We start from the raw sequence: 20,624 nt of genomic DNA on the forward strand, positions 1-20,624 counted from the left end.
TCGCCGAGCGTGCAGAAGCCATTCTCATGGCCGAGGCTGCGGCCACGGGCTACACCGGCTCGCACCTGGAGGCTCAGGGGCGGGGGCTTCGCGTGGGTCTGGAGCAGTACGGCTTCCGCGCCGGTGCTGACGCACAGATCGTGGCGATCCGTTTTGGCAATGACCGCGGCGCGGCCAGGGCTATGCGCCGGGCTGATCTCGAATGCATGACCGAAGCTATCTACTACGAGGCCCGTGGCGAAAGCGCCCGGGGTCAGGCAGCGGTGGCCCAGGTGGTCATGAACCGCGTCAGCCATCCAGCCTATCCGAAGACGGTCTGCGGCGTCGTCTTCCAGGGTGCCGGCCGATCAGGCTGCCAGTTCAGCTTTACCTGCGATGGCTCGATGAAGCGCCTGCGTGATACCGAGGCCTGGGAGCGGTCCCGCAGCGTGGCGCGGCGCACCCTGGCCGGCGCATCCGGCGCGGACATCGGGCGCGCAACCCATTTCCACACCACGGCGGTCTCGCCGTTCTGGGCGCCGTCCATGTTGCGGGTGGCCCAGGTCGGCACCCATGTTTTCTACAAGCTGTCCCCCTACCGTGTTCAGGTCGCGGCGCGTGACGTAACCAAATCCGAGAACGTCGTTCTGATCTCTGGCGCTGCCGGGCTGCCCGCGGACCTGAACGTGGCGCCTGATCTGGTCGAAAACGCTATCGAAGCTTCCCTTCGGCCGACGTCGGACATGCTGACCAAGCCTGCCCCGGTCTCAGCCCCTGCGCCCAAGCCGACGGAGGCCGCAGCGCTTTCGGCGCCGCAGTCGGCGACCGTCTCGACCTCCTGAGGCTTGGTTCGCCTGGGCGGCTGAAGGCGCTGGCCGGAAAGATCTAGCCTCGCGCTGATCGGCGCAGCGCCTGAGGGGGCAGGCCGAAGGCGCGCAAGAAGGCGCGGCGCATGCGTTCGGGGTCGCCGAACCCGACAGCCTCGGCAATGCGGTCGATCGGGTCGAAACCGTTCTCGACCGCCGCGCGCGCCGCTTCCAGCCGCAGCCGTTCCACCGCCTTGGCCGGGGTCGTGCTGGTCTCGACCACAAAGGCGCGGGCGAAGTTGCGCGGGCTCATCGCCGCCTGGTCGGCCAGTTGCTCCACAGTGAGCGGCAATGCCAGATTGGCGCGGGCCCAGTCCATCAGCGGGCCGAAGCGTCCCGTCCGCCCGCCCAGATCGATGAGCGCAGAGAACTGCGACTGGCCGCCGGGCCGACGCTGATGAACCACCAGCGCCTGAGCGACCATGCGGGCCACCTCCACGCCCAGGTCGTCCTCCACCAGCGCCAGGGCCAGATCGATGCCGGCGGTGATTCCTGCCGAGGTCCAGACGTCCCCATCCCGGATGAAAATGCGATCGGCGTCGAGTTTCACCCTGGGATAGCGGCGGGCGAAGTCGTCGGTCCGGCTCCAGTGCGTGGTGGCGCGACGTCCGTCCAGAAGGCCGGCTTCGGCCAGCAGATAGGCGCCGGAACAGACGCTGGTGGGGCGCTGCACCTCGACGGCGCGCAGCCATCGGACGATGCCCTGCAGACTCTCGACATCTCGCGTGCCGTCTCCACCCGAGACCATCACCGTGTGGAGGGGGCCCTGGCTGAGCGGTCGGGCGGCGAGGCAGACGCCTGAGGAGCTGGGGATCTGGCCACTTTCGACCGCTTCGACCGTCAGATCGTAGCTTCCGGGCCGCAAGCGTTCCGCGATCTCGAATACGGCGATGGGTCCCGCGACGTCCAGCAACTGGAAGTTCGGAAAGATCACCAGGGCGAGGCGGCGGCTCATGGCAGAAAATGTGGGAATAACGTCATTTCAGCCAAACCATGCGCCGTCTAGATCCTGTCCGTCAACTCTCAGGAGACCTTGGATGTCCAGATTCCAGATCGTCTTTGCGCTGTATCCCGGCGTGACCCATCTCGATTTCACAGGACCTCACCAGGTGCTGGTCCGCACCCCGAACGCCGACGTGGTCGTCGCCTCGATGGGGGGACAGGACATTGACGCCGAAGGCCTGCGGTTCTCGAACCTGGCCGACCTCGCCAAGCTGGAGCGCTGCGATCTGCTGTGCGTGCCGGGAGGGTTCGGCACCACTGACGCCATGCTTGATCCCGCCTTCATGGCCGAGATCGCTCGCCTCGGCGCGGGAGCGACCTATCTGACATCGGTGTGCACCGGGTCACTGATCCTGGGCGCGGCGGGGTTCCTGAAGGGCAAACGGGCCACGTCGCACTGGGCCTGGCGCGACCAACTGTCCGAGTTCGGCGCGATCGTTTCCGACGAACGCGTGGTTCGCGACGGCAATGTCTTCACCGGCGGCGGCGTGACGGCCGGGATCGACTTCGCCCTGACCATGCTGGCCGAACTGGCGGGGCAGGACTATGCCGAGGCGGTGCAGCTTGGTCTGGAGTATGCGCCGGCGCCGCCGTTCAACTCCGGACGCCCGGAGCTGGCCCGTCCGGAGGTTCTGGCGCAAATCAAGGCGCGCATGGCGGAAATGGCCGACGCGCGAACGGCGGCGGCCAAGGCGGCGGCTGCGACGAGCTAGGCGCTGTCGCCTAGTTGCCCACCGCATCCAGCCCGATGTCGAGCACTCTGGCCGAGTGGGTCAGGGCGCCGACGCTGATCACGTCGACGCCGGTTTCAGCGATTGCGCGGACGGTATCCAGGGTGACCCCGCCAGACGCCTCCAGCACCACCCGGCCCGCCGTGATCTTCACCGCCTCGGCCATGTCCTCGAGCGTGAAGTTGTCGAGCATGATGACGTCAGGATCGTGGCCCAATGCTTCCTGGAGCTGGAGCAGACTGTCCACCTCGACCTCGACCTTGACCAGGTGACCGGCGAAGGCCTTGGCGCGGCGCACGGCCTCACCCACCGAACCGCAGGCGACCACGTGGTTGTCCTTGATGAGGATGGCGTCATCCAGGCCGAAGCGATGGTTGGTCCCGCCGCCGCAGCGCACGGCGTACTTTTCCAGCGCCCGCAGGCCAGGCGTGGTCTTGCGGGTGTCGGTGATCCGGGCCTGGGTGCCTTTCACGGCGTGTACGAAGTCCTGGGTCAGGGTTGCGATGCCGCAGAGGCGGCCCAGCAGGTTAAGGCCTGTGCGCTCCGCCGACAGGATCGCCCGGGCGGCGCCGTTGACATGGGCCAGGGCGGTTCCCGCGCTGATGGTCTGGCCTTCGGTCGCCATCGGGGTGAATGTGGCCGTCGGATCCAGCTCGGCGATGGCCAGCCGCACGCACGACAGGCCCGCCACCACGCCGCCGCGCCGGGCGTTGAACACCGCCGTCAAGCGCGCATCGGCCGGGATGCAGGCCATGGCCGTGATGTCGCCGGCGCGCCCCAGATCCTCGGCCAGGGCGGCGCGGACGATGGGGGCGACCAGCAGGTCGGGCAGGGGCTCGATCATTCGGCGGCGAACTTCAGATTGGGGTGGGTGACCTGATCCAGCGTCACGAATGTGCGTTCTGCCGTCGCGTGTTCCGGGAAGTCGGTGCGGTAGTGGCCGCCCCGGCTCTCGTGACGTGCAAGGGCGCAGGCCGCCACGAGGCGTGCGGCGACCAGCGGGGCGCTGCGACCGCCGGCGATCTCCAGCTGGTCGATCAGGTCCAGCAAGCGCTGGAGCCCGGCTGCATCGCGAATGACTCCGGCGTCGCGGCTCATCGCCTGGCGCAGGGTCTGCAGGTCGCCCGGCGCCAGGTCGGCCGCCATGACGGGCGCTGTAGCTCCCGTGACCGGCGCCTCGGCGGCGGCGGCGCGTCCAGCCCTGGCCCCGAACACCGCAGCTTCCAGCAATGAGTTCGACGCCAGTCGATTGGCGCCGTGCACGCCGGTTGAGGCGCACTCGCCGGCGGCATAGAGGCCGGGCAAAGAGGTGCGACCGTCGCTGTCTGTGGCGATCCCGCCCATATGGTAGTGGCAAGCGGGCGCCACCGGGATCAGCTGGGTGCGGGGGTCAATGCCGCCGCCCAGGCAGGCGGCGAAGACAGCCGGGAATTCGTCGGGGAAGTGCGCACCCACAGCGGCGCGGGCGTCCAGGAAAGCGCCCCGGCCCGCCTCGCGCTCGGCGTGGATGGCGCGGGCTACCACATCGCGCGGCGCCATCTCGGCATCGACGTGATAGGCCGCCATGAAGCGTTCCCCGTCGCCATTGACCAGGGTGGCGCCTTCGCCGCGCAAGGCCTCGGTGGCCAGCGGCGCGGGATCACGGCCGATATCAATCGCGGTGGGGTGGAACTGGACGAACTCGGGATCAGCAATCACCGCCCCCGCCATGGCCGCCAGCCCAAGACCCTCGCCCTGAAGCTCGGCCGGGGTGGTGGTGACCGCATAGAGCCCGCCGATCCCGCCGGTCGCCAGGATCACCGACCGGGCGGTGATCTCGACGCTGCGGCCCTTGATCTGGGCGACGACGCCCCGGATGCGCCCGTCGGCGGCCTGCAGCAGGCCGGTGAGGTGGGCGCCCGTCCTGACCTCGATATGCTGCGCGGCCAGCACGGCCACGACCACAGCATCCATGATCGCGCGCCCGGCCTGATCGCCTTTGACGCGGGCCACGCGGGCGCGGCTGTGCGCGGCTTCCAGGCTCTGGGCGAAGCCGCCATCGGCGGTGCGGTCAAACGGCGCGCCAAGGGCGGCGAGATGGCGGACCGCGGCGGGGCCATCCTCGGCCAGCAGGCGGGCGACGTCGGCGACGACCAGACCGGCGCCGGCCGCCACGGTGTCTGCCGCGTGCAGGGCCGGCGCGTCATCGGCGCCGAGCGCTGCAGCCACGCCGCCTTGCGCCCAGGCGGACGAGCAACCGTGGCTCAAGGGGGCGTCAGTAAGGACCAGAACCTGGGCCGGTGCGGCGTTCAGGGCCGCGCTCAGGCCCGCGAGGCCCGCGCCGACCACCACAACGCCATCATGGCGCAAGCGCTCCATCAGATCAGTTCCACGTCGACGTGGTGGCGCGCCTTGACCAGATCGTAGCGCGCGGGCACCGCCGGCGGCGGCAGGTCGATCATCCGCTGGACCGCCAGCCGCGCGCGATCGGCGATGGCCGGATCGACCGTCACCTCATAGCGATCGTGGACCAGGGTCTCGTAGATGTTTTCCAGGGTGATCCGCTTCATGTGCGGGCACAGGTTGCAGGGGCCGATGAACTGGGTCTCCGGCGAGTCGGCGGCCACATTGCTGGCCATCGAGCATTCGGTGATCATCACCACCCGCTTGGGGCGGCGTTTGGCGACATAGTCGGTCATGGCGGCGGTGGAGCCGGTGAAGTCCGACGCCTCGATCACGTCGGTGGGGCATTCCGGGTGCGCCAGGATCTCGGCGTCGGGGTAAGCTGCGCGCAGCTCCAGGATGTCGGCGGCGTTGAAACGCTCGTGCACCTCGCAGCGGCCCTGCCAGGCGATGATCTTGATGTCTGTCTGGCGGGCGACGTTGCGGGCCAGGAACTCGTCCGGGATCAGGATCACCCGGTCGACGCCCCAGAGGCGCGCGGCCTCTTCCACCACCTGAACGGCGTTGGCGCTGGTGCAGCAGATGTCGGTCTCGGCCTTCACCTCGGCGCTGGTGTTGACGTAGGTCACCACCGGCAGGCCCGGATAGCGCTGCTTGATCAGCCGCACATCGGCGCCGGTGATCGAGCTGGCCAGCGAACAGCCGGCGCGCAGATCGGGAATCAGGACGCGTTTTTCGGGCGACAGGATCTTGGAGGTCTCGGCCATGAAGTGGACGCCGGCCTGGATGATCACCGCAGCGTCGGAACGCGCGGCCTCCTTGGCCAGTCCCAGGCTGTCGCCCACATAATCGCCGACGCCGTGGAAGATCTCGGGCGTCATGTAGTTGTGCGCCAGGATGACGGCGTTCTTCGCCTGCTTCAGCCGGTTGATCTCGGCGATCAGCGGCGCCTGCCGGCGCCATTCCATCGGCGTGACGTGCTGCTTGACCTTCTCCCACAGCGGGGCGGTCGAGGTTTCGACCTCGGGGGTGAACGCGAACTGAAATCCGTCGGCGGCCATTGTAACCCTTCTTATGCTCAAAATGAGCATTACTGGGGCCTGTAAAAGGCGTCGAGGCCGTTGGAACCTTGACACCGGTGGTTATGCTCATTTCGAGCAAAACCCAATATAGACCTATCGACGGTCAGCGCAAGCCGATTTTCCGGAAAACCGCAGGGGATTGCGGACGCGGGCGCGCAGCTGGGGAAAAGTAGCGGCCCGCGCGCCTTCGCGGTCAAGTTGCAAAGAATGTCGTGCCGGCTAGAGTGGGGGCCGGGGAGAGGGGTATCTGAATGGACACGCTCACTGAGAGCGCGGGCGCACACCCGGGCTTCTGGCGCCGATTGGGCGCCTTCGTCATCGATACGACGATCCTCGGCATTGTCGGGGCACTCATCGGATTTGCGGCCTTCGATCTACTGGCGGGCCTGGGAGAATGGGCGCGACTGCTGGGCCTCGGCTTGGCCACGGTCTACTTCGGGGCCTTCGGGAGCAAGATGCTCGGTGGAAGCACACCCGCCCAGCGGCTGCTGAAGCTGCGGGTTGTGAGCCTAGAGGGTGGACAGATCTCGCTGGGGCGTTCCCTCGTTCGGGGCCTAGTCCTTGTAGCCCCTATGGCCTGCAACGGAATTGAACTTACGCTGACGCCCGCCAACCTCGTGGTTGTCGCGTTTGCGGGTGTGACGCTCTTTGGCCTCGGCCTGGCGCAGCTCTACCTTTTGATATTCAATCGACCAACCCGGCGATTGGCGCATGACCTCCTGACCGGGACGGTCGTAGTTCGCTCAGACCGCACCGCCGCGCCCGGTACGTCGGGCGGGACAACCCATGTCCGAGTGGCGATCGGCATCGTAGTGGGCGTTGCGGTCATCACGACGGGCCTGACTGCGTACACGCTCACGCAATTGCCGCGTCCATTGGCCGAGATGATGTCGGCGCTGGGCGCTGTTAACGCTCTTCCCGAGGTCCAGAGCAGTACCATCGCGGACAGCTCGACCGTCATGATTACCACCCGAAGCGGGCGGACTGTTTCCCGAAATCTTGTCCTCAACGCGCGGCTGAAGGCCTGGCCCGCCGACCCCAAGGCTGAGGCCCGCAAACTGGGCAAGGCGTTGGTGGCGCGCCACCCACCGGCTCCGGACCAGAATGTCGTGGTGAATATTCGATACGGGTTCAATATGGGCATCGCCAGCAGCTGGCGCAGCTACAGCGAAACATTCTCAGACTTAACCCACTAGTTCTCGCTGCATGGCGGTCGCGGCCACATGGACGCGTTCGCGAAAGTTCGCGTGGTTTCGCGGTTGAAATCTTATGGTGACAACACACGTACGACGTTGAAGGCCACCGGAACCCCCTGTCTGCCGCATCCCTCAGCGGCCAGGATGTGTCCGGCCTCGGTTTCAACGGTGACGGAACGACGATCCGGAAGTAGCTTGACCGTATGGGTTGTAGCCGGGGGGCAGTTTGAGCGCGTTCGAATTCTTCTTCACCCTTTACGGCCTGGTGATGGGGCTGTCGGTGGTCGAGATCGTGTCGGGGTTCGCGCGTCTCGCCCACGACCGGCGGCACGTCATGGTCGGGCTGCTGACGCCGACGCTGGCCGTCTTCATGCTTCTCGACCTCGCGCGGTTCTGGGTCAGCGCCTATGACCGGTTGCAGAGCTACGACCTGTCCTATGCCGTGCTGGTCATCTCCATCGCCATATCGTGCATCTACTACGTCGCCGCCTCGGTCGTCTTTCCGAGGGATTTCAAGGCTGAGCCGGATTTCGACGCGGTTTTCATGCGGCATCGGCGACTGGTTATGGGCGCGATGATCGTCACCGGCGTGCTGGCCTTCGATATGCTGCCGTTGTTCAGCGAGGCCGGTCGGGTCGCAGTCCTCGCCAAGTGGACGGACCCCGCTCAGTTATGGTCGCCAGTGCTGTTCATCCTGGCGGCGCTGGCCGTGATGGTGGCCAAAGATCGTCGCCTGATCCTCGTGCTGCTCGTCCTGCTGATTCTTCCAAATCTGCGCGACTTCGTCACCTCCCTGCCCGGCATGACGGCATGAGCGCGTTCGAGTTCTTCTTCACCCTCTACGGGCTGGTTTTGGGCCTGTCGGTGGTGGAGGTCGTGGCGGGGATCTCGCGTCTCGTCCATGATTCCAAAGGCGTCCGGATCGGCGTGCTGACACCCCTGCTAGCCCTTGTGCTGCTCACGGATCTGTGCGGTTTCTGGATGGCGGCCTACAGATTCTTCAGTGATCGTCCGCTGGACTATGTCGTCATCGTCCTCAGCCTCGGTGCGGCGTCCCTCTATTACATCGCCGCCTCGGTCGTATTCCCGCGGGACCTGTCGCGCGAGCCCGATCTCGATGCGGTCTATATGCGCCACCGCCGACTGGTCATGATCGGCATTGCGGTGGCCGGGCTGGTTATGTTCGAGGCGATCCCCGCCATGACGGCTGCGGGCCGCGCCGAACGCCTCGCATTCTGGCTTGACCTGTCGCAAAGCTGGCAACCTTTGGTTTTCTTCGCCTGCGTCGCGGCCATTTCGCTGACCCGGAACAAGCCTTCCAATATCGGCCTGCTGCTGCTCATGATGGCCGTCAATGTCCTCTCTTTCCTGAGATGGGCGGCACTTTGAGCGATTTCGAGTTCTTCTTCAGCTTCTACGGGCTGATCCTCGGCCTCTCGGTGGCCGAGATCGCCTCCGGTATCGCCCGCACGGTCCACGAGCGTGGAGAGGTCAAGGTGGGTTGGCTGACCCCCATGCTCGCCGTCTTCATAGCGCTTGACGTAGCCGGCTTCTGGGCTGTGGCCTGGCAGGACTGGCGGCGCATTGACTTCGGCTTCGGCATTCTGGTGGTCGGCATGGTGATGGCCATGACCTACTATGTCGCCGCCTCGGTCGTGTTCCCGCGCGACTTCTCGGGCTGGGCCTCGCTGGACGAGCATTTCTGGGCCCGGCGACGGCTCGTGTTCGGGATCATCCTGTCGATCAACCTGATCGCCGCGACAGGCACCGTGTGGGCCTGGCAGGCCGCCGACCGCGCCTACCCCTTTCCCATGAACTGGATCAGCTGGAGCTATTTCGTCCTGGTGGTTCTGGCCTGCGTCGTCCCGAGGGGGCGTTGGATGTATTTGATCCTTGGACTTCTGATCCTCTATTTCCTGAACTGGCTGCCGCAGTTCAACCCGCTGGTGGCGGCGGTCGAGGCTAAGCTGAGAGCGCCTTAGAGTATTTCTTCACTCGCTAATGCCGAGTTCTGGACCTGTCGGCATCTCAATCGTGGGGCATCGCCCGGCTGGCTTATGTCCGCTTCGGGTCGATTCTAACCGTTGGGTTCGGGCCAACAAGCGGACGTTGGTCGCGAACGGGGATGACTACCGCGCAGGTGGAACCAGCATCCCATGCGCGCGCAGCACCTGCTGCAGTTGATCGTGAGGCATGGCCGAGACGGTCCAATAGTCGGCGCCGGTCATCGTCCGCGCCGCCACCATGGCATTGACGACCGCCTCTTCCACGCTCTGCACCGTCGCTTCCAGCAGAGGGTTCGTGGCCTCGCTGGTCAGCCGGGAGATGGCGGCTGGCTTGCTTGGATCCGCTTCCCAGTTGCCGTCGTCGGCATCGGGATTGGCGGTGGAGAAGGCGATGAAGATGTCGCCCGAGCCGTTGGCCTCGTAAGCGCCCAGCCGGCCCAGCCCGACCGCGCCCCGGCGCGCCAGGCGCTTCAGCTGATCCGGCGTCAGCGGAGCGTCGGTCGCAATGACGATGATGATGGAGCCGCGATGCTCCCGGTCGGGTGCGTCGGCGATGGCCAGCAGCTTCGGATCGCAGAGCTGCGCCGTCTGCCCGAAGATCGACTGCGGCGGCGAGGTCAGCTTGGTCACGCAGTGCGGCTGCAGTTTCATCTCGCGCGCCACCGGAATACCCGCAATCCTGAGGCCATGGGCCGAGCCGTAGTTGCACTGCACGAGCACGCCCACCGTATAGCCGCCGGCCTGTGCGGACAGCCGGCGTGATGCCGTTCCCGTGCCGCCCTTGAAGCCGTTGCAGACCATACCCACGCCGCCGCCGACGTTACCCTCGGCGACGAGGCCTGGGCGGGCGCCGTCCAGGGCGTCGAGAGCGTCCTTCGTGGTGACGTGGTGGCCACCCATGTCGTGCAGTGGCACATCGGCCGTCTCACCCACAACGGGGTACCAGAAGAAGGCGTCACGGCGGCGCTCGGTGAGCCACTTGAACGCCGCATCCCGCACCACGCCCACGCTGCCTGTGCCGGTGATCAGGATCGGCGTTTCGAGAACACCGCTTTCGTCCACCCAGTGCGTGCCGGTCATGTCGCCGTTGCCGTTACCCGCGAAGTATCCGGCGAACACTGACCGCGCATCGGTCTTGCCGCGCGGAAGGATGGCGGTGACGCCGGTCCGGACCGGCCCCTTGCCTCGCAACAGAAGGCCGTCGCCCGTGACCAGGGATTTGAACCCCACTTCTACCCCTGCGACATCCGTGATCGCATTGAGGGGCCCAGGGGCGCCATCGAACGGTACACCGAGATCGCGAGCCCGGGGCTCCGCCGCCAGCGACGGACTCGCAAATGTGCACATGATGACCAGCGCAAGAATCCGTCCGTACATGCTCACCCCCAATGACGGAGAGAAGCTAGACGCCGCGTGGGGAGCACGCAATCGGCTGGACATCGTTGTAGCGCCAGGAGCGGTCGTTGGCCTCGGCCCCGAAAGCGGCCTCTCCCAACGGCCGCAATGGGTCGACAGCAGCCGAAGGCTCGGCGCCCGGAAGCGCGCATTCCGGTTGCGCGTCAGACAGCCCACGTTTCGGTGACACTTTACTTAACCCCCAAAAAGCGGCGCGTTGGGGGTTAAGTAAAGTGTCACCGGAACACCGACGGGCGCTTGAACCGGTATCCACTTCAAGCTGTCGTTCTCTAGGGGGCCGAGATCTCGAACCAGAGGTCGAAGCGATCCAGGAGCGCCAGCAGGCTGACCAGCGCGCCCGCGCCCGGGCCCTCCAGCGCAACCTCGTCGGGGGTCTTCGCGCCGTGCACCAGATCGACCAGAAGGTCCCGGGTCAGCTCGACCTGCGGCCCGCCCTCTCCGGGCCGGTGGTGCAGGACCGCGTTCTCGACGCAGACTGCGAAACGCTCCCCGGTGTCGGTGAAGACCGCCGTGAACGCGATCTCCGTCGCCCCGGTCTTCTCCCCGTTCAGCCGCACCGACAGCGAATCCAGCACGTTGTCGGTGGGCATGGTGCGCAGCTGGCCGGCCGAGGCCTGGCGGGGCGTGGCGCTGGGCGGCCTGGGATTGCGCAGCTCCTGGGCGCCAGTCAGGTAGAAGTCGCGCCAGGGCCCGGACTCCGCCTGATAGCCCATCTGCTCGAAGGCGTCGGCCTGCAGGGCCCGGGCTTCCAGGTTGGCCGGATCGGCGAACACCAGATGGCCGACCAGCTCGGCGACCCAGCGGTAGTCGCCCGCCGTGAACGCCTCGCGCGCCTGCGCCAGCAACCGCTCTGCCCCGCCCATGACCGCCACATAGCGCCGGCCCGCCGCCTCGGGCGGGTGCTTGTGCAGGTTGGCCGGATTGCCGTCGAACCAGCCTAGGTAGCGCTGGTAGACCGCCTTGGCGTTGTGGCTGAGCGTTCCGTAGTAGCTGCGGGTATGCCACTCGGCTTCCAGGGTCGGCGGCAGCCGCAGCACCTCGGCGATCTCGGTGGCGTTGAGCCCGTGGTTGGCCATCCGCAGCGTCTGGTCGTGGATGTATTTGTAGAGGTCGCGTTGCTGGGTGAGGAACCGCCGGACCGGACCGGCGTCCCAGCGTGGCCAATGGTGGCTGGCGAACATCACCCTGGTATCCGCACCGAACAGCGCCAGCGCCTCGTCGATGTAGAAACTCCAGGCCTTGGCGTCGCGAACCTGGGCCCCGCGCGGCGTGTACAGATTGTGCAGGTGGCAGGTGCAGTTCTCCGCCATGCACAGCGCGCCGAACTTCGGAAAGAAGAAGTTCATCTCGGCCGGCGCCTCGGTGTCCGGGGTCACCTGGAAGCGGATCTCGATCCCGTCGACCGTCAGGGTCTGGCCGGTGTGGGTGATGGACTCGGTGGGCGCCACCAGGGCGACACGGCCAGTGGACGTGCCCTTGCCGAGGCCGGAGTCCACGTGGCCCTGCGGATCCTTGGGCAGCAGGCCGCCGTACATGTGCGTCGCCCGTCGGCTCATCACATTGCCGGCCAGGACGTTCTCGGCGACGGCCGCCTGCAGGAAGCCCTCGGGGGCGATGATCCGCAGGCCCGCGGCGATCTCCTCCGGCGAGGCCACGCCCAGGATGCCGCCGTAGTGGTCCACGTGGCTGTGGGTGTAGATCACCGCGCTGACCGGCCGGTCGCCCTTCTCGTCGCGCAGCAGCTTCAGCGCCGCCGCCGCAGGCTGGGCCGAGGTCAGCGGATCGATGACAATCCAGCCGGTCTCGCCTTCGATGAAGGTGATGTTGGAGATGTCGAAGCCGCGCACCTGGTAGACGCCGGGCGTCACCTCGAACAGGCCATGATGGGCGTTTAGCCGCGCCTGCCGCCAGAGGCTGGGGTTCACTGTGTCGGGCCGCTCGCCCTCCAGAAAGGCGAAGGGACGTTGGCTCCAGGCGCCGGGCACGTCAGCGTCGGGGATCGAGCCGACGAAGCCGCGCTTTGCCAGCACGAAGTCGCCGCCGTCATCGGCGGGCAGAGCCGCCGCCATGGCTGCATGCGCCGCCCGCGTAGCCTCGGTGGCGGTCTTCCGTGTCAGGTCCATGTCGCTGTCTCCCCCGGCATCGTCTTCCAGCGCCTATTCCGGACTGCCACCATAAAACAGCGACTTTGGATCGACAGGCAGGCCCTTCAAATAGCGGTCCAGCAGGACCTTGGGAACTGACAGGTTAACTTCGCCGAACCAAAGAGGCCCTCCCCGACCCATTGATCACGCAGCGGCGGTCGCAGCGTTCCACGACCGATGAGCCTCAGCCAGGAACTGGCGAAGGGCCGGTCTGCGGATCAGGTGGGGCTGCAGATCGAAGACTTTGCAGGCGGCGGTGACCGTAGGATTACGTCCGCTCAGGGTCGATTGTCCCCGTTGGCGTCGCGCCGGACAGCGGACCTTCAAGTGCCCCGCCCCCAAAGCAGACCCGCTCAATTTCGCCTGGGTGGGGTAGCCGACGTTGGCTTAGCGGCCCATGTCGGACGCTCCCGTTCCACGCGCTGACGAATAGGCGTCTTCCACGCCCAAGGCGCATTCTGCGAGCCCAAACTCATCAGTTCGTTCGAATGCGCCTTGCACCGTCTGTCCCATTTTTCTGAACGATGAGTCACAAATTCGTAGACTTATTCTAGGATCCATGGCGTCGTCTGTGCACACTTCGCAGAAAGTGGTCAGGAGGGAAGAAATGAAACGCTCGCTCATGGCTTCGGCGGCGCTGCTGCTCGCGTGGCCGGTCACGCCGGCCTTCGCCGAACAGGGATCGAAGGATGCCGCCGTCGCGACGGCTGAGGAGGTCACGCTCGGCGACGTCGTCGTCACCGCGCGTAAAGTGCAGGAGCGTCTCCGCGACGTGCCCGTCGCCGCCACGGTCCTGGACGCCCAGACGCTGGACAACCGCGCCGCGCCGCTGGAGATGGGCAGCATCATCAACTCGTCGCCGGGCGCCCGCTTCAACGACCTGGGCACGACCGCCACCTCCGAGATCTCGATGCGCGGCTCGGGCACATTCCGCGCCTCGAACGCGGACTCGCCGATCGGGCTCTACGCCAACGGCGTCTACGTGCAGGGCGGCCTGCAGTTCGCGCGCAATTTCACGCGTCTAGACCAGTTCGACCTCGGGCGCGCCGAGGTGCTGCGTGGCACCCAAGGCGCCCTCTACGGGCGCAACTCCGTCTACGGCGCGGTGAATCTCGTGCCGCAACAGCCGCTGTTCGAGAACACGGGCCGGCTGTTGCTCGACTACGGTCCCGATGTGGACAAGAAGAACCTCACTGGGATCGTGAACCTCAACCTGAGCGATACGCTGGCGTTCCGCATCGGCGGGGAAGTCATCGACCAGGACGAGGGGCACTTCCGCCAGGCGATCGGCGGTTACGCAGACGAGCGGCACGGTTGGCTGGGGAGGCTGCAGGGACGCTACGCCCAAGGGCCAGTGGACGTGACCCTAACCTACCAGGCCGAGGACATGCGCCTGCCCTTCCAGAACATGCATTACGACATCGTGCCGGGCACCCCGGGCGCCGTGGCCAATGGGTTCACGGGGGCCACGGCCTACTCGACGCCGCGTTTCCGCCTACCCTGGAACAGGAAGGCCCGGTCCTATGAGGAGGTCAGCCAGGGAACGATCGACGCTACGATCCAGATGCCGATCGGTGAGCTGAGCTCGGTTACGTCCTACCGGTATCGTCAGCGCGCCGGGATCTTTGACACGGACTACATCGACGAAGAGACGCTCGCGAGGCTGCGAGCGCAGACCCCGACCGCCTTTACCGTCCTCAACGGATCGACGACACGGTATCTAGAAGACAAGACTTGGACCTACTACCAGGAAGTCCACCTGGCGGGAGAGCCGATCGGCAACTTCCGCTGGCTGATCGGCGCCGATTTCCTCCGGCAGGACACCAAGTACCGGATCATCCAGGATCAGCCGACGGGTCCGACCCACCCCATAACCGGCGCGCCGCTGAGCCAGGCGTTCCGCCGCACCAACACGGCGCCATTCGAGACCAACCAGAAGCTCTACGTCCAGTCGAAGGCCGTCTACTTCACGGCCGGTTACAACATCACAGAGGTGTGGAACGTCGACTTTGAGGGGCGCTATACTGATGACTACAAGCGCTATTCATTGATCGATTTCATCGGCGCACCGCGGCCGAACGGCACCCCCGGTAACAACATCTTCGGCCTGGGCACGGCCACACAGGTTCGGAGTCCCTTCTCAGTCCGGACGTTCGAGAAGACGAACTTCTCGTACAATCTCACGACGAACTACAAGTTCGCAGAGAACTGGATGGGCTACCTGAAGTACGGGACGGCCTATCGCGCCGGGGGCTTCAATTCCAGCCGCGACCCGGTCAACGTCAGGGTGCCCAACCCGGTGCTGCCAATCTACGGGCCCGAGTCCATGAAGACGTTCGAAGCGGGCGTTAAGGGCAACGTCGCGCCGAACGTCTATACGACACTGACCGCCTACCGCAACAAGGGCAAGGACACGCTGGTCCAGACGACCAACGGATGCACGGTCGCACTCTGCGGCGCAGCGGCTGCGCCGTTCGCGGTAAATGCAGGCGAAGCCGACTCCTGGGGCGTCGAGGCCGAGGCGAGCACGCGGTTCGAGCTGTTCGGCGGACGGGTCAATCTCTCCGCCTCGGCGTCGCGGCAAGAGGGCGAGTACAAGAAGAGCGCCTATGCCGGCCGCACAATCCCGCAGACGCCCGACTGGGTCGCCAACGGCAACCTAAACTACACGCGCGACATCACGGATAGCCTCACGGGCCTGCTCAACATCAACTATCGCGAGCAATGGGGCGGAGTCCAAGACGTGGAAGTGCCGCAGAAGCCGCTGGACGACTTCAGCCAGGTCGACGTGCGCGCGGCCATCCGGACCGGCGACATCGAATTTGCCGTCTACGCCAACAACATCTTCAACACAGTGTACCGCCTGCGCGACGACACCGACGTGACCTATCGCCTGTCGAGCCCCCGCAGCTACGGCGTCCAGCTCAAGTACTCCTGGTGAGGTTCCCGATGCGTCCTTTTTCACGTCGCGACCTGCTGTGCGTGGGCGCGGCCCTGCCCCTCTCGGCCGCTCTGGCGAGCCGCGCGGCGGCACAGGGCGAGTGGGCCGAGGTCGGGCCCCTTGAGGTGTCGTCCATCGACATGGTGCTGCGTGACGATGCGCGGCCCCGCCAGATTCCAACGCGCGCCTACTTCCCGAGCAAGCCCGGCCGCTACCCAGTCATAATCTTCAGTCACGGGTTCGGCGGCTCGCTCCTGACCTTCCCAAACACGGGCCGCATCTGGGCCAGCCACGGCTACGTCGTGCTGCATCCCACCCATGCGGACTCGCGCGACAATCTCGACCCCGCGATCCCCGCGTCCGAAGCGGCGACCATGCGCGCGTACCTCACCGCAGCAGGTTCGCCCCAGCCAGACGTGCGCGCGGCGTTCGTGAAGGTCCTCGACAATCCGTTCTTCATCGACAGCCGCCTGCGCGACGTCGGCTTTCTGGTCTCCGCCATGAAGGAGGGGAGGACGCTCGACCGCGCGGTCCTCGAGCGGGCGGATCCCTCGCGTATGGGGATGAGCGGCCATTCCTTCGGCGCCTACACGACCCTAGTCGTGGCCGGCGCGACTCTCTCGCCACCGGTGAAGGCCCAGACGCCGTCGGGCTTTGCGGGATTCATGTCGTTGAGCGGCCAGGGCCCCGGCCGCATGGCGTTTCACGAGGACAGCTTCGACGGCATCACGAAGCCGATGATGGTGGTCACGGGCACGCGCGACACCGGCGCCGCCGGCGAAACGCCCGCTTGGCGCCTGCGGCCCTACGACCTCAGTCCTCCCGGCGAGAAGTACGCGGTCCTGGTTGACGGCTTCGCGCACCGTGATTTCGATCCCCCGTCCGGCGATCCGCGCGGCGCGGCGCTGCGCCTGTTGCAGCTCCAATTCTGGGCTGACACGCTGCGGGGCGACGAGGCCGCCCACGCCGCACTGGTCCGGAAAGCCGACGCCTCCAAGTCCACCGACCTGGTCTGGCTGCGGCGCCGCTGACGCCATGGGGCGCTATCCCTTGGGGGCCATTCGCGCTACGAATGTGGCCGAGCAATCTTGCCGGTCCGCGCGGTTCGGCGGACGAGGGAGTGGTGACGATTTGGCGGCATCCAGACCGGAGACAAGGCCGCGCGGTCGCCCTTCTCTACGTGACCACCGGGTGGAGCGGGCGCTGGACGTAGCGGCCCACATCCTTAACGCCGACGGCTTGACCAACGCCTCTCTTGACGGCGTCGCCGCAGCCCTGGGCATCACAAAGAGCGCGCTCTACTACTACTTCAGAAGCAAGGAAGATCTTGTCTACAGGAGTTACTTGCGAGCCTGCCAGGTTGCGATGCGGGCCATTCACCAGGCGGCGGCCACCGGCGGTTCCGGCCGTGCGCGCCTTGAGGCCTACGTCCGCGAGCGGCTCTCAGTCGATGCCCCGCCGGTGGCCTATGTCGGCGAGATCGACTTCCTGGCGCCGGCCCACCGCAACGAGATCGTCGCCCTGGAGCTGCGTCATGATCACGCCCTACGGGAGTTCTTGAGCGAGGGCGTCGCCGACGGCAGCCTTGCGATGCCCGACGTCGCGATCGTGAACGCTTCGATCATCGGGGCGATGAACTGGATCTTCGTCTGGTTGCGGCCGGACGAGGGGGCTATGACCAAGGACGTCATAGGCGAGGCCTACCTCGACATCTTCCTGCACGGACTTGCGCCACGGAATCTGCCCGCCGTGACCGACTGGCCCTCCCCGGTGCATCTGCTGGAGCCGCCGCAAGCTGCCGCCTTCGACCGCATCGAACAGACGGCGCGGCGACGCGAAGCTTTGGTGCGCAGCGGGTCCGAGTTCTTCAACCGCAACGGCTTCGACAACTGCACCCTTGAGGACGTCGTCGACGGGCTTGGGATATCCAAGAGCGCCCTCTACCACTACGTCGCTAGCAAGGAGGCGCTGCTGCACGCCGCCTACGACAGGTCGCTGGCGAAGACCGAGGTCGTCATGACCACGATCGACGACGAGTCCGGCGATGGCCTGGCAAAGATCATGCGCACCATCGCCTCGGCCGTGGATTTGCACGTCGGGCCTGCTGGACCCATCGCCAACTACACGCGCCTGAAGTCGCTGACGCCCCAGCATGGCCGCGAGGTGCGCGCGCGAAGCGAGCGGCTGGAGGCGATCCTCTCCGGCTTCTTCGACTTGGGCGTCTTCGACGGCACCGTGCGGCCCCTCGACACCCACCTCGCCCGCCTCGCCCTGCTAGGCGCGATCAACTCATTGGCCAAGTGGTACGTCCCACGCGGTCCCGTCCGGCCCCACGCCGTCACCGCAAACCTCGTCCACCTCTTCATAAACGGGCTCGTCCCGCGTCCGGCGCCGTGAGGGTATTGTCCCCCTGATATGCGCTGGCGCAGAACATTTATTTCAATCGATGGTCACCAGATTATCCAGAATATGAACGAAAAAAGTGGGAGATCGAACGCGATGGATCGACGGATGTTGCTGAGTGGCGCGGGCTCAGCCGGCGCGTTAGGAATCCTCTCGCCGAGCCTCACGGCTGCGGCGGCGAACTATGGGTTGGTAAGACCCGGCGAAGAGACGTGGAGCGAGTCCCTCATGCTCCTCCACTTTGACCCCGAGTTGCGGAACGGCATCAGCGTTCGCGTCTCGCGCTATCCCGACATGAACGCGACCTGGGTCTGGTGCCACGTGCTCTTTGACGGTCGAATGTATGCTTTCACCGAACGCCGCCTGCCCTGCAGCCAGGCCCGCAACGAAGGAACGGCCGCGCGCGCCGATTACGAAAGTTCTGCTGCAAGCGTCGCCTTCGCGCGTCGCGGGCCCGTGATCGGCCTCGAGGACATCCGCTTGGACGCGCGCGTTCGCAGCCGGCAGAGCTCTGCGGGCCAGGACGGCCCAGGCGATACGCCCGTTACGATTAGTGCAATCTTCCGGCCGCAGACCTTGAAGGCCAACCTGCCGCCCGGACGCTCGGAATGGACGGGTCACGTCGAGATCGATCTCACAGTAGCCGGCAGCAGCCGCCGCCTGACCGGCGTCGCCAAAGCGCACGAGCAGACCCAGACGGCGCCCCGCTTCGACGTCCCGTTCACCTACGCAATGATGTGGAGTCCGACGGCGTCGTTCATTGCCAATTCGTCCCCTAAGAAACGCTATGGCGACTTCGAGGCGGACGGCGTGGCGCGCGGCGTGACCGACTTCCGGCCGGCGGCCCCAGCCGGCGCCCGGCAGTTCTCCGCCACCCTGGAGGATGGCGAGGTCGTGAGGGGGCTTGCCACCCGCGTCGCGGCGTACGACGTCCCAGTCTACGACCGAATGTGGAATGGCAACATCGTCCGCGTCGAACTGCACGGCCGCACTCTCGTCGGAATGCTCAACGACTGGCGGCCTGAGGCCCAGGTATTCGCAGCGGCCTGATGCAATGGGCCCGCAGTCGGACTGGTAGGTTGGAACGTACAGGTTAACTCGGCCCAGCCACAGAACTCGCTTTCCCGCCAGGCCGATTACGCGGCTGCGGTGGTAGCGTCCCACGACCGATGAGCCGCGGCCCGGAACTGGCGAAGGGTCGGTAGGCGTCTCAGGTTAGGTTAAAGAATGAAAGTGTTGTGGATCGGGCCGTTGCTGGAAAGGAACCGCTGGTCCCTTGACCCGACACAATCCCCAAATCTGATGTCGCCAACCGCCGCTTTGGGTCGACAGCAGCCGAAGGCTCGGCACCCGGAAGCGCGCATTCCGGTTGCGCGTCAGTCAGCGGAACCTCCCGGCGTCCGTTGACGGGGGCCTGATATCCGTCGACGCTTGACGAGATATGGCGACGGCAGACCTATCCCTCGCCGCCGATGAACGCTTCAGTCTACCCCTGAAGCCAACACAGGCTCACGCCCCCGCCAGCATCCCCCGCGCCGCCTTCAGCAGAAACCCGGACCGCGTGAACCCCTGCGCCTCGGCATAGGCGTCGATTTCGCGGAGCGCGTCTTCGGGCAGCGTGATGTTGACCCGCACGGTCTTGGCCGGGCCGTCCGCCAGGGCGACCAGGATCGCCACGCCGTCGCGATTGTCGGGGTCTGACATCACGGATTCGAGGCTGGAGGGTTCCGGCAGGGCTTCGCCGTCCTCGGTGAGGCCATCGACATGGAAGGCCAGAGCTTCCTCGGCCATGCCGCGTGCCGCGTCGAGGTCGGCGCCGACAGTGACGCAGCCCGGAAAGTCGGGGAATGAGACCCCGTAGTCGCTGTCGGCTTCCTTGTGGATCAGGGCGATATACTGGCGCATCTGGGTCACTTCAGTTTCAGGCGACTTGATGACATCACGTCTCTCCACGTGTGTAGTTATACACATCATCGAGAATCTCGGCAAGGTTTGGGCCCCGCCCGCCACGCCAGCGCTTGCACGAAACTTGTGGGGCAAGGGTCATAATCGCCACCCTTTGCGCCTATATGCGACGCCGGACACCGTATGAGCCCCATGACCCTCACCCGCCGACATTTGCGAACGCCTGACGCCAGGGCCGGGATTGTCCTGGTGCTGGCCGTGCTGGGCGTCGCCGGCTGCGCGCCATCGGATCAGCAGCAGCTGGCGCAGGACAAGGCGCGGTTTGTCTCGCAGCAGGTCTCGGGGCACGGCCGCCTGACGCTGACGTCGAACATGGACCCGGCGATGCGGGCGCTGGCGCTGCGGTTCGATCCGGGGCAGCGGCGGCCGGATCTGTGGGCGCGGCCGCCGGGCTGGGGGCGGCTCGACCTGGACGAGGTGCCGAACCTGGGGCTGGACGAGGCGGCGAGCGATGCGGCGGTCGCCCAGGAGATCAATGCGCTCAGGCCTTTCTCGCGGCTGCCGATCCGGC

General features: G+C 66.2%; 17 protein-coding genes and 1 pseudogene. 11 read left to right on the forward strand and 7 right to left on the reverse strand.

All coding sequences use genetic code 11. From position 1 onward, the window contains the following. A partial coding sequence (locus ACIQ42_RS05265) for a cell wall hydrolase (protein WP_397421161.1) occupies positions 1-821 on the forward strand: 821 nt, incomplete at its 5' end. 43 nt (positions 822-864) lie between these two features. Here the strand turns inward: ACIQ42_RS05265 and ACIQ42_RS05270 are convergent. Beyond that, positions 865-1,800, reverse strand: coding sequence for a GlxA family transcriptional regulator (locus ACIQ42_RS05270; protein ID WP_397421162.1), 936 nt, complete (start codon positions 1,798-1,800; stop codon positions 865-867). An 82-nt stretch (positions 1,801-1,882) separates the two neighbouring features. Here ACIQ42_RS05270 and ACIQ42_RS05275 point away from each other — a divergent pair, with 82 nt between their 5' ends. Next, positions 1,883-2,560, forward strand: a complete 678-nt coding sequence (locus ACIQ42_RS05275; protein WP_397421163.1) for a DJ-1/PfpI family protein — start codon at positions 1,883-1,885, stop codon at positions 2,558-2,560. Positions 2,561-2,570: 10 nt separating this feature from the next. Here ACIQ42_RS05275 and nadC read toward each other — a convergent pair whose 3' ends face one another. From nadC to nadA, 3 genes are read right to left on the reverse strand one after another with little or no spacing between them, the layout of a single operon-like run. Further along, positions 2,571-3,422 carry a carboxylating nicotinate-nucleotide diphosphorylase gene (gene nadC, locus ACIQ42_RS05280; RefSeq protein ID WP_397421164.1) on the reverse strand — a complete coding sequence of 284 codons (852 nt, stop codon included), beginning with the start codon at positions 3,420-3,422 and terminating at the stop codon, positions 2,571-2,573. Next, positions 3,419-4,936, reverse strand: coding sequence for an L-aspartate oxidase (locus ACIQ42_RS05285; RefSeq protein ID WP_397421165.1), 1,518 nt, complete (start codon positions 4,934-4,936; stop codon positions 3,419-3,421). Before ACIQ42_RS05285 ends, nadC begins: the two co-directional genes overlap by 4 nt. Next, entirely contained in the window at positions 4,936-6,051 is a 1,116-nt protein-coding gene (gene nadA, locus ACIQ42_RS05290) for a quinolinate synthase NadA (protein WP_397421166.1), read from the reverse strand. Before nadA ends, ACIQ42_RS05285 begins: the two co-directional genes overlap by 1 nt. 242 nt (positions 6,052-6,293) lie before the next feature. On the opposite strand from nadA, the gene ACIQ42_RS05295 reads away from it, so the two are divergent. From ACIQ42_RS05295 to ACIQ42_RS05310, 4 genes are all read left to right on the forward strand, one after another. Further along, on the forward strand, positions 6,294-7,238 hold the full coding sequence (locus ACIQ42_RS05295; protein WP_397421167.1) for an RDD family protein: 945 nt from the start codon (positions 6,294-6,296) through the stop codon (positions 7,236-7,238). A 226-nt stretch (positions 7,239-7,464) separates the two neighbouring features. Continuing rightward, on the forward strand, positions 7,465-8,052 hold the full coding sequence (locus ACIQ42_RS05300) for a hypothetical protein (RefSeq protein ID WP_397421168.1): 588 nt from the start codon (positions 7,465-7,467) through the stop codon (positions 8,050-8,052). After that, the gene (locus ACIQ42_RS05305; protein WP_397421169.1) at positions 8,049-8,627 is read left to right on the forward strand and encodes a hypothetical protein; all 579 of its coding nucleotides are present in this window, start codon (positions 8,049-8,051) and stop codon (positions 8,625-8,627) included. The genes ACIQ42_RS05300 and ACIQ42_RS05305 overlap by 4 nt, the downstream gene beginning before the upstream one ends. After that, on the forward strand, positions 8,624-9,220 hold the full coding sequence (locus ACIQ42_RS05310; protein WP_397421170.1) for a hypothetical protein: 597 nt from the start codon (positions 8,624-8,626) through the stop codon (positions 9,218-9,220). The genes ACIQ42_RS05305 and ACIQ42_RS05310 overlap by 4 nt, the downstream gene beginning before the upstream one ends. Positions 9,221-9,367: 147 nt before the next feature. Here ACIQ42_RS05310 and ACIQ42_RS05315 read toward each other — a convergent pair whose 3' ends face one another. Both ACIQ42_RS05315 and ACIQ42_RS05320 read right to left on the reverse strand, forming a co-directional pair. Next, positions 9,368-10,621 (reverse strand): P1 family peptidase, encoded by a 1,254-nt coding sequence (locus tag ACIQ42_RS05315; protein WP_397421171.1) that lies wholly within the window; start codon positions 10,619-10,621, stop codon positions 9,368-9,370. 308 nt (positions 10,622-10,929) lie between these two features. Beyond that, positions 10,930-12,783 (reverse strand): alkyl/aryl-sulfatase, encoded by a 1,854-nt coding sequence (locus tag ACIQ42_RS05320; RefSeq protein ID WP_397421172.1) that lies wholly within the window; start codon positions 12,781-12,783, stop codon positions 10,930-10,932. A 628-nt stretch (positions 12,784-13,411) separates the two neighbouring features. On the opposite strand from ACIQ42_RS05320, the gene ACIQ42_RS05325 reads away from it, so the two are divergent. The 4 genes from ACIQ42_RS05325 to ACIQ42_RS05340 all read left to right on the forward strand — a co-directional run bounded on the left by ACIQ42_RS05325 (position 13,412) and on the right by ACIQ42_RS05340 (position 19,198). Then, positions 13,412-15,745 carry a TonB-dependent receptor gene (locus tag ACIQ42_RS05325; RefSeq protein WP_397421173.1) on the forward strand — a complete coding sequence of 778 codons (2,334 nt, stop codon included), beginning with the start codon at positions 13,412-13,414 and terminating at the stop codon, positions 15,743-15,745. A gap of 8 nt (positions 15,746-15,753) precedes the next feature. Beyond that, positions 15,754-16,776, forward strand: coding sequence for an alpha/beta hydrolase family protein (locus ACIQ42_RS05330; RefSeq protein ID WP_397421174.1), 1,023 nt, complete (start codon positions 15,754-15,756; stop codon positions 16,774-16,776). A 160-nt stretch (positions 16,777-16,936) separates the two neighbouring features. Further along, positions 16,937-18,142, forward strand: a complete 1,206-nt coding sequence (locus ACIQ42_RS05335; protein WP_397421175.1) for a TetR family transcriptional regulator — start codon at positions 16,937-16,939, stop codon at positions 18,140-18,142. Between the two features lie 18 nt (positions 18,143-18,160). After that, positions 18,161-19,198 carry a hypothetical protein gene (locus ACIQ42_RS05340; RefSeq protein ID WP_397421176.1) on the forward strand — a complete coding sequence of 346 codons (1,038 nt, stop codon included), beginning with the start codon at positions 18,161-18,163 and terminating at the stop codon, positions 19,196-19,198. Between the two features lie 459 nt (positions 19,199-19,657). Here ACIQ42_RS05340 and ACIQ42_RS05345 read toward each other — a convergent pair whose 3' ends face one another. Continuing rightward, a complete protein-coding gene (locus tag ACIQ42_RS05345) occupies positions 19,658-20,053 on the reverse strand; it encodes a type II toxin-antitoxin system HicB family antitoxin (RefSeq protein ID WP_397421177.1) in 396 nt (131 codons plus the stop codon). A 183-nt stretch (positions 20,054-20,236) separates the two neighbouring features. On the opposite strand from ACIQ42_RS05345, the pseudogene ACIQ42_RS05350 reads away from it, so the two are divergent. Then, a pseudogene (locus tag ACIQ42_RS05350) lies at positions 20,237-20,624 on the forward strand (hypothetical protein); the annotation flags it as partial.

The sequence above is a fragment of the Phenylobacterium sp. genome, from assembly GCF_044372605.1.
Taxonomy (GTDB): domain Bacteria; phylum Pseudomonadota; class Alphaproteobacteria; order Caulobacterales; family Caulobacteraceae; genus Phenylobacterium.

Coding starts and splice junctions, on each gene's coding strand:
- ACIQ42_RS05275 (WP_397421163.1), top strand. CDS start 1,883: ATGTCCAGATTCCAGATCGTCTTTGCGCTGTATCCCGGCGTGACCCAT.
- ACIQ42_RS05315 (WP_397421171.1), bottom strand. CDS start 10,621: ATGTACGGACGGATTCTTGCGCTGGTCATCATGTGCACATTTGCGAGT.
- ACIQ42_RS05285 (WP_397421165.1), bottom strand. CDS start 4,936: ATGGAGCGCTTGCGCCATGATGGCGTTGTGGTGGTCGGCGCGGGCCTC.
- ACIQ42_RS05330 (WP_397421174.1), top strand. CDS start 15,754: ATGCGTCCTTTTTCACGTCGCGACCTGCTGTGCGTGGGCGCGGCCCTG.
- ACIQ42_RS05295 (WP_397421167.1), top strand. CDS start 6,294: ATGGACACGCTCACTGAGAGCGCGGGCGCACACCCGGGCTTCTGGCGC.
- ACIQ42_RS05320 (WP_397421172.1), bottom strand. CDS start 12,783: ATGGACCTGACACGGAAGACCGCCACCGAGGCTACGCGGGCGGCGCAT.
- nadC (WP_397421164.1), bottom strand. CDS start 3,422: ATGATCGAGCCCCTGCCCGACCTGCTGGTCGCCCCCATCGTCCGCGCC.
- nadA (WP_397421166.1), bottom strand. CDS start 6,051: ATGCTCATTTTGAGCATAAGAAGGGTTACAATGGCCGCCGACGGATTT.
- ACIQ42_RS05340 (WP_397421176.1), top strand. CDS start 18,161: ATGCGCTGGCGCAGAACATTTATTTCAATCGATGGTCACCAGATTATC.
- ACIQ42_RS05305 (WP_397421169.1), top strand. CDS start 8,049: ATGAGCGCGTTCGAGTTCTTCTTCACCCTCTACGGGCTGGTTTTGGGC.
- ACIQ42_RS05345 (WP_397421177.1), bottom strand. CDS start 20,053: ATGCGCCAGTATATCGCCCTGATCCACAAGGAAGCCGACAGCGACTAC.
- ACIQ42_RS05325 (WP_397421173.1), top strand. CDS start 13,412: ATGAAACGCTCGCTCATGGCTTCGGCGGCGCTGCTGCTCGCGTGGCCG.
- ACIQ42_RS05270 (WP_397421162.1), bottom strand. CDS start 1,800: ATGAGCCGCCGCCTCGCCCTGGTGATCTTTCCGAACTTCCAGTTGCTG.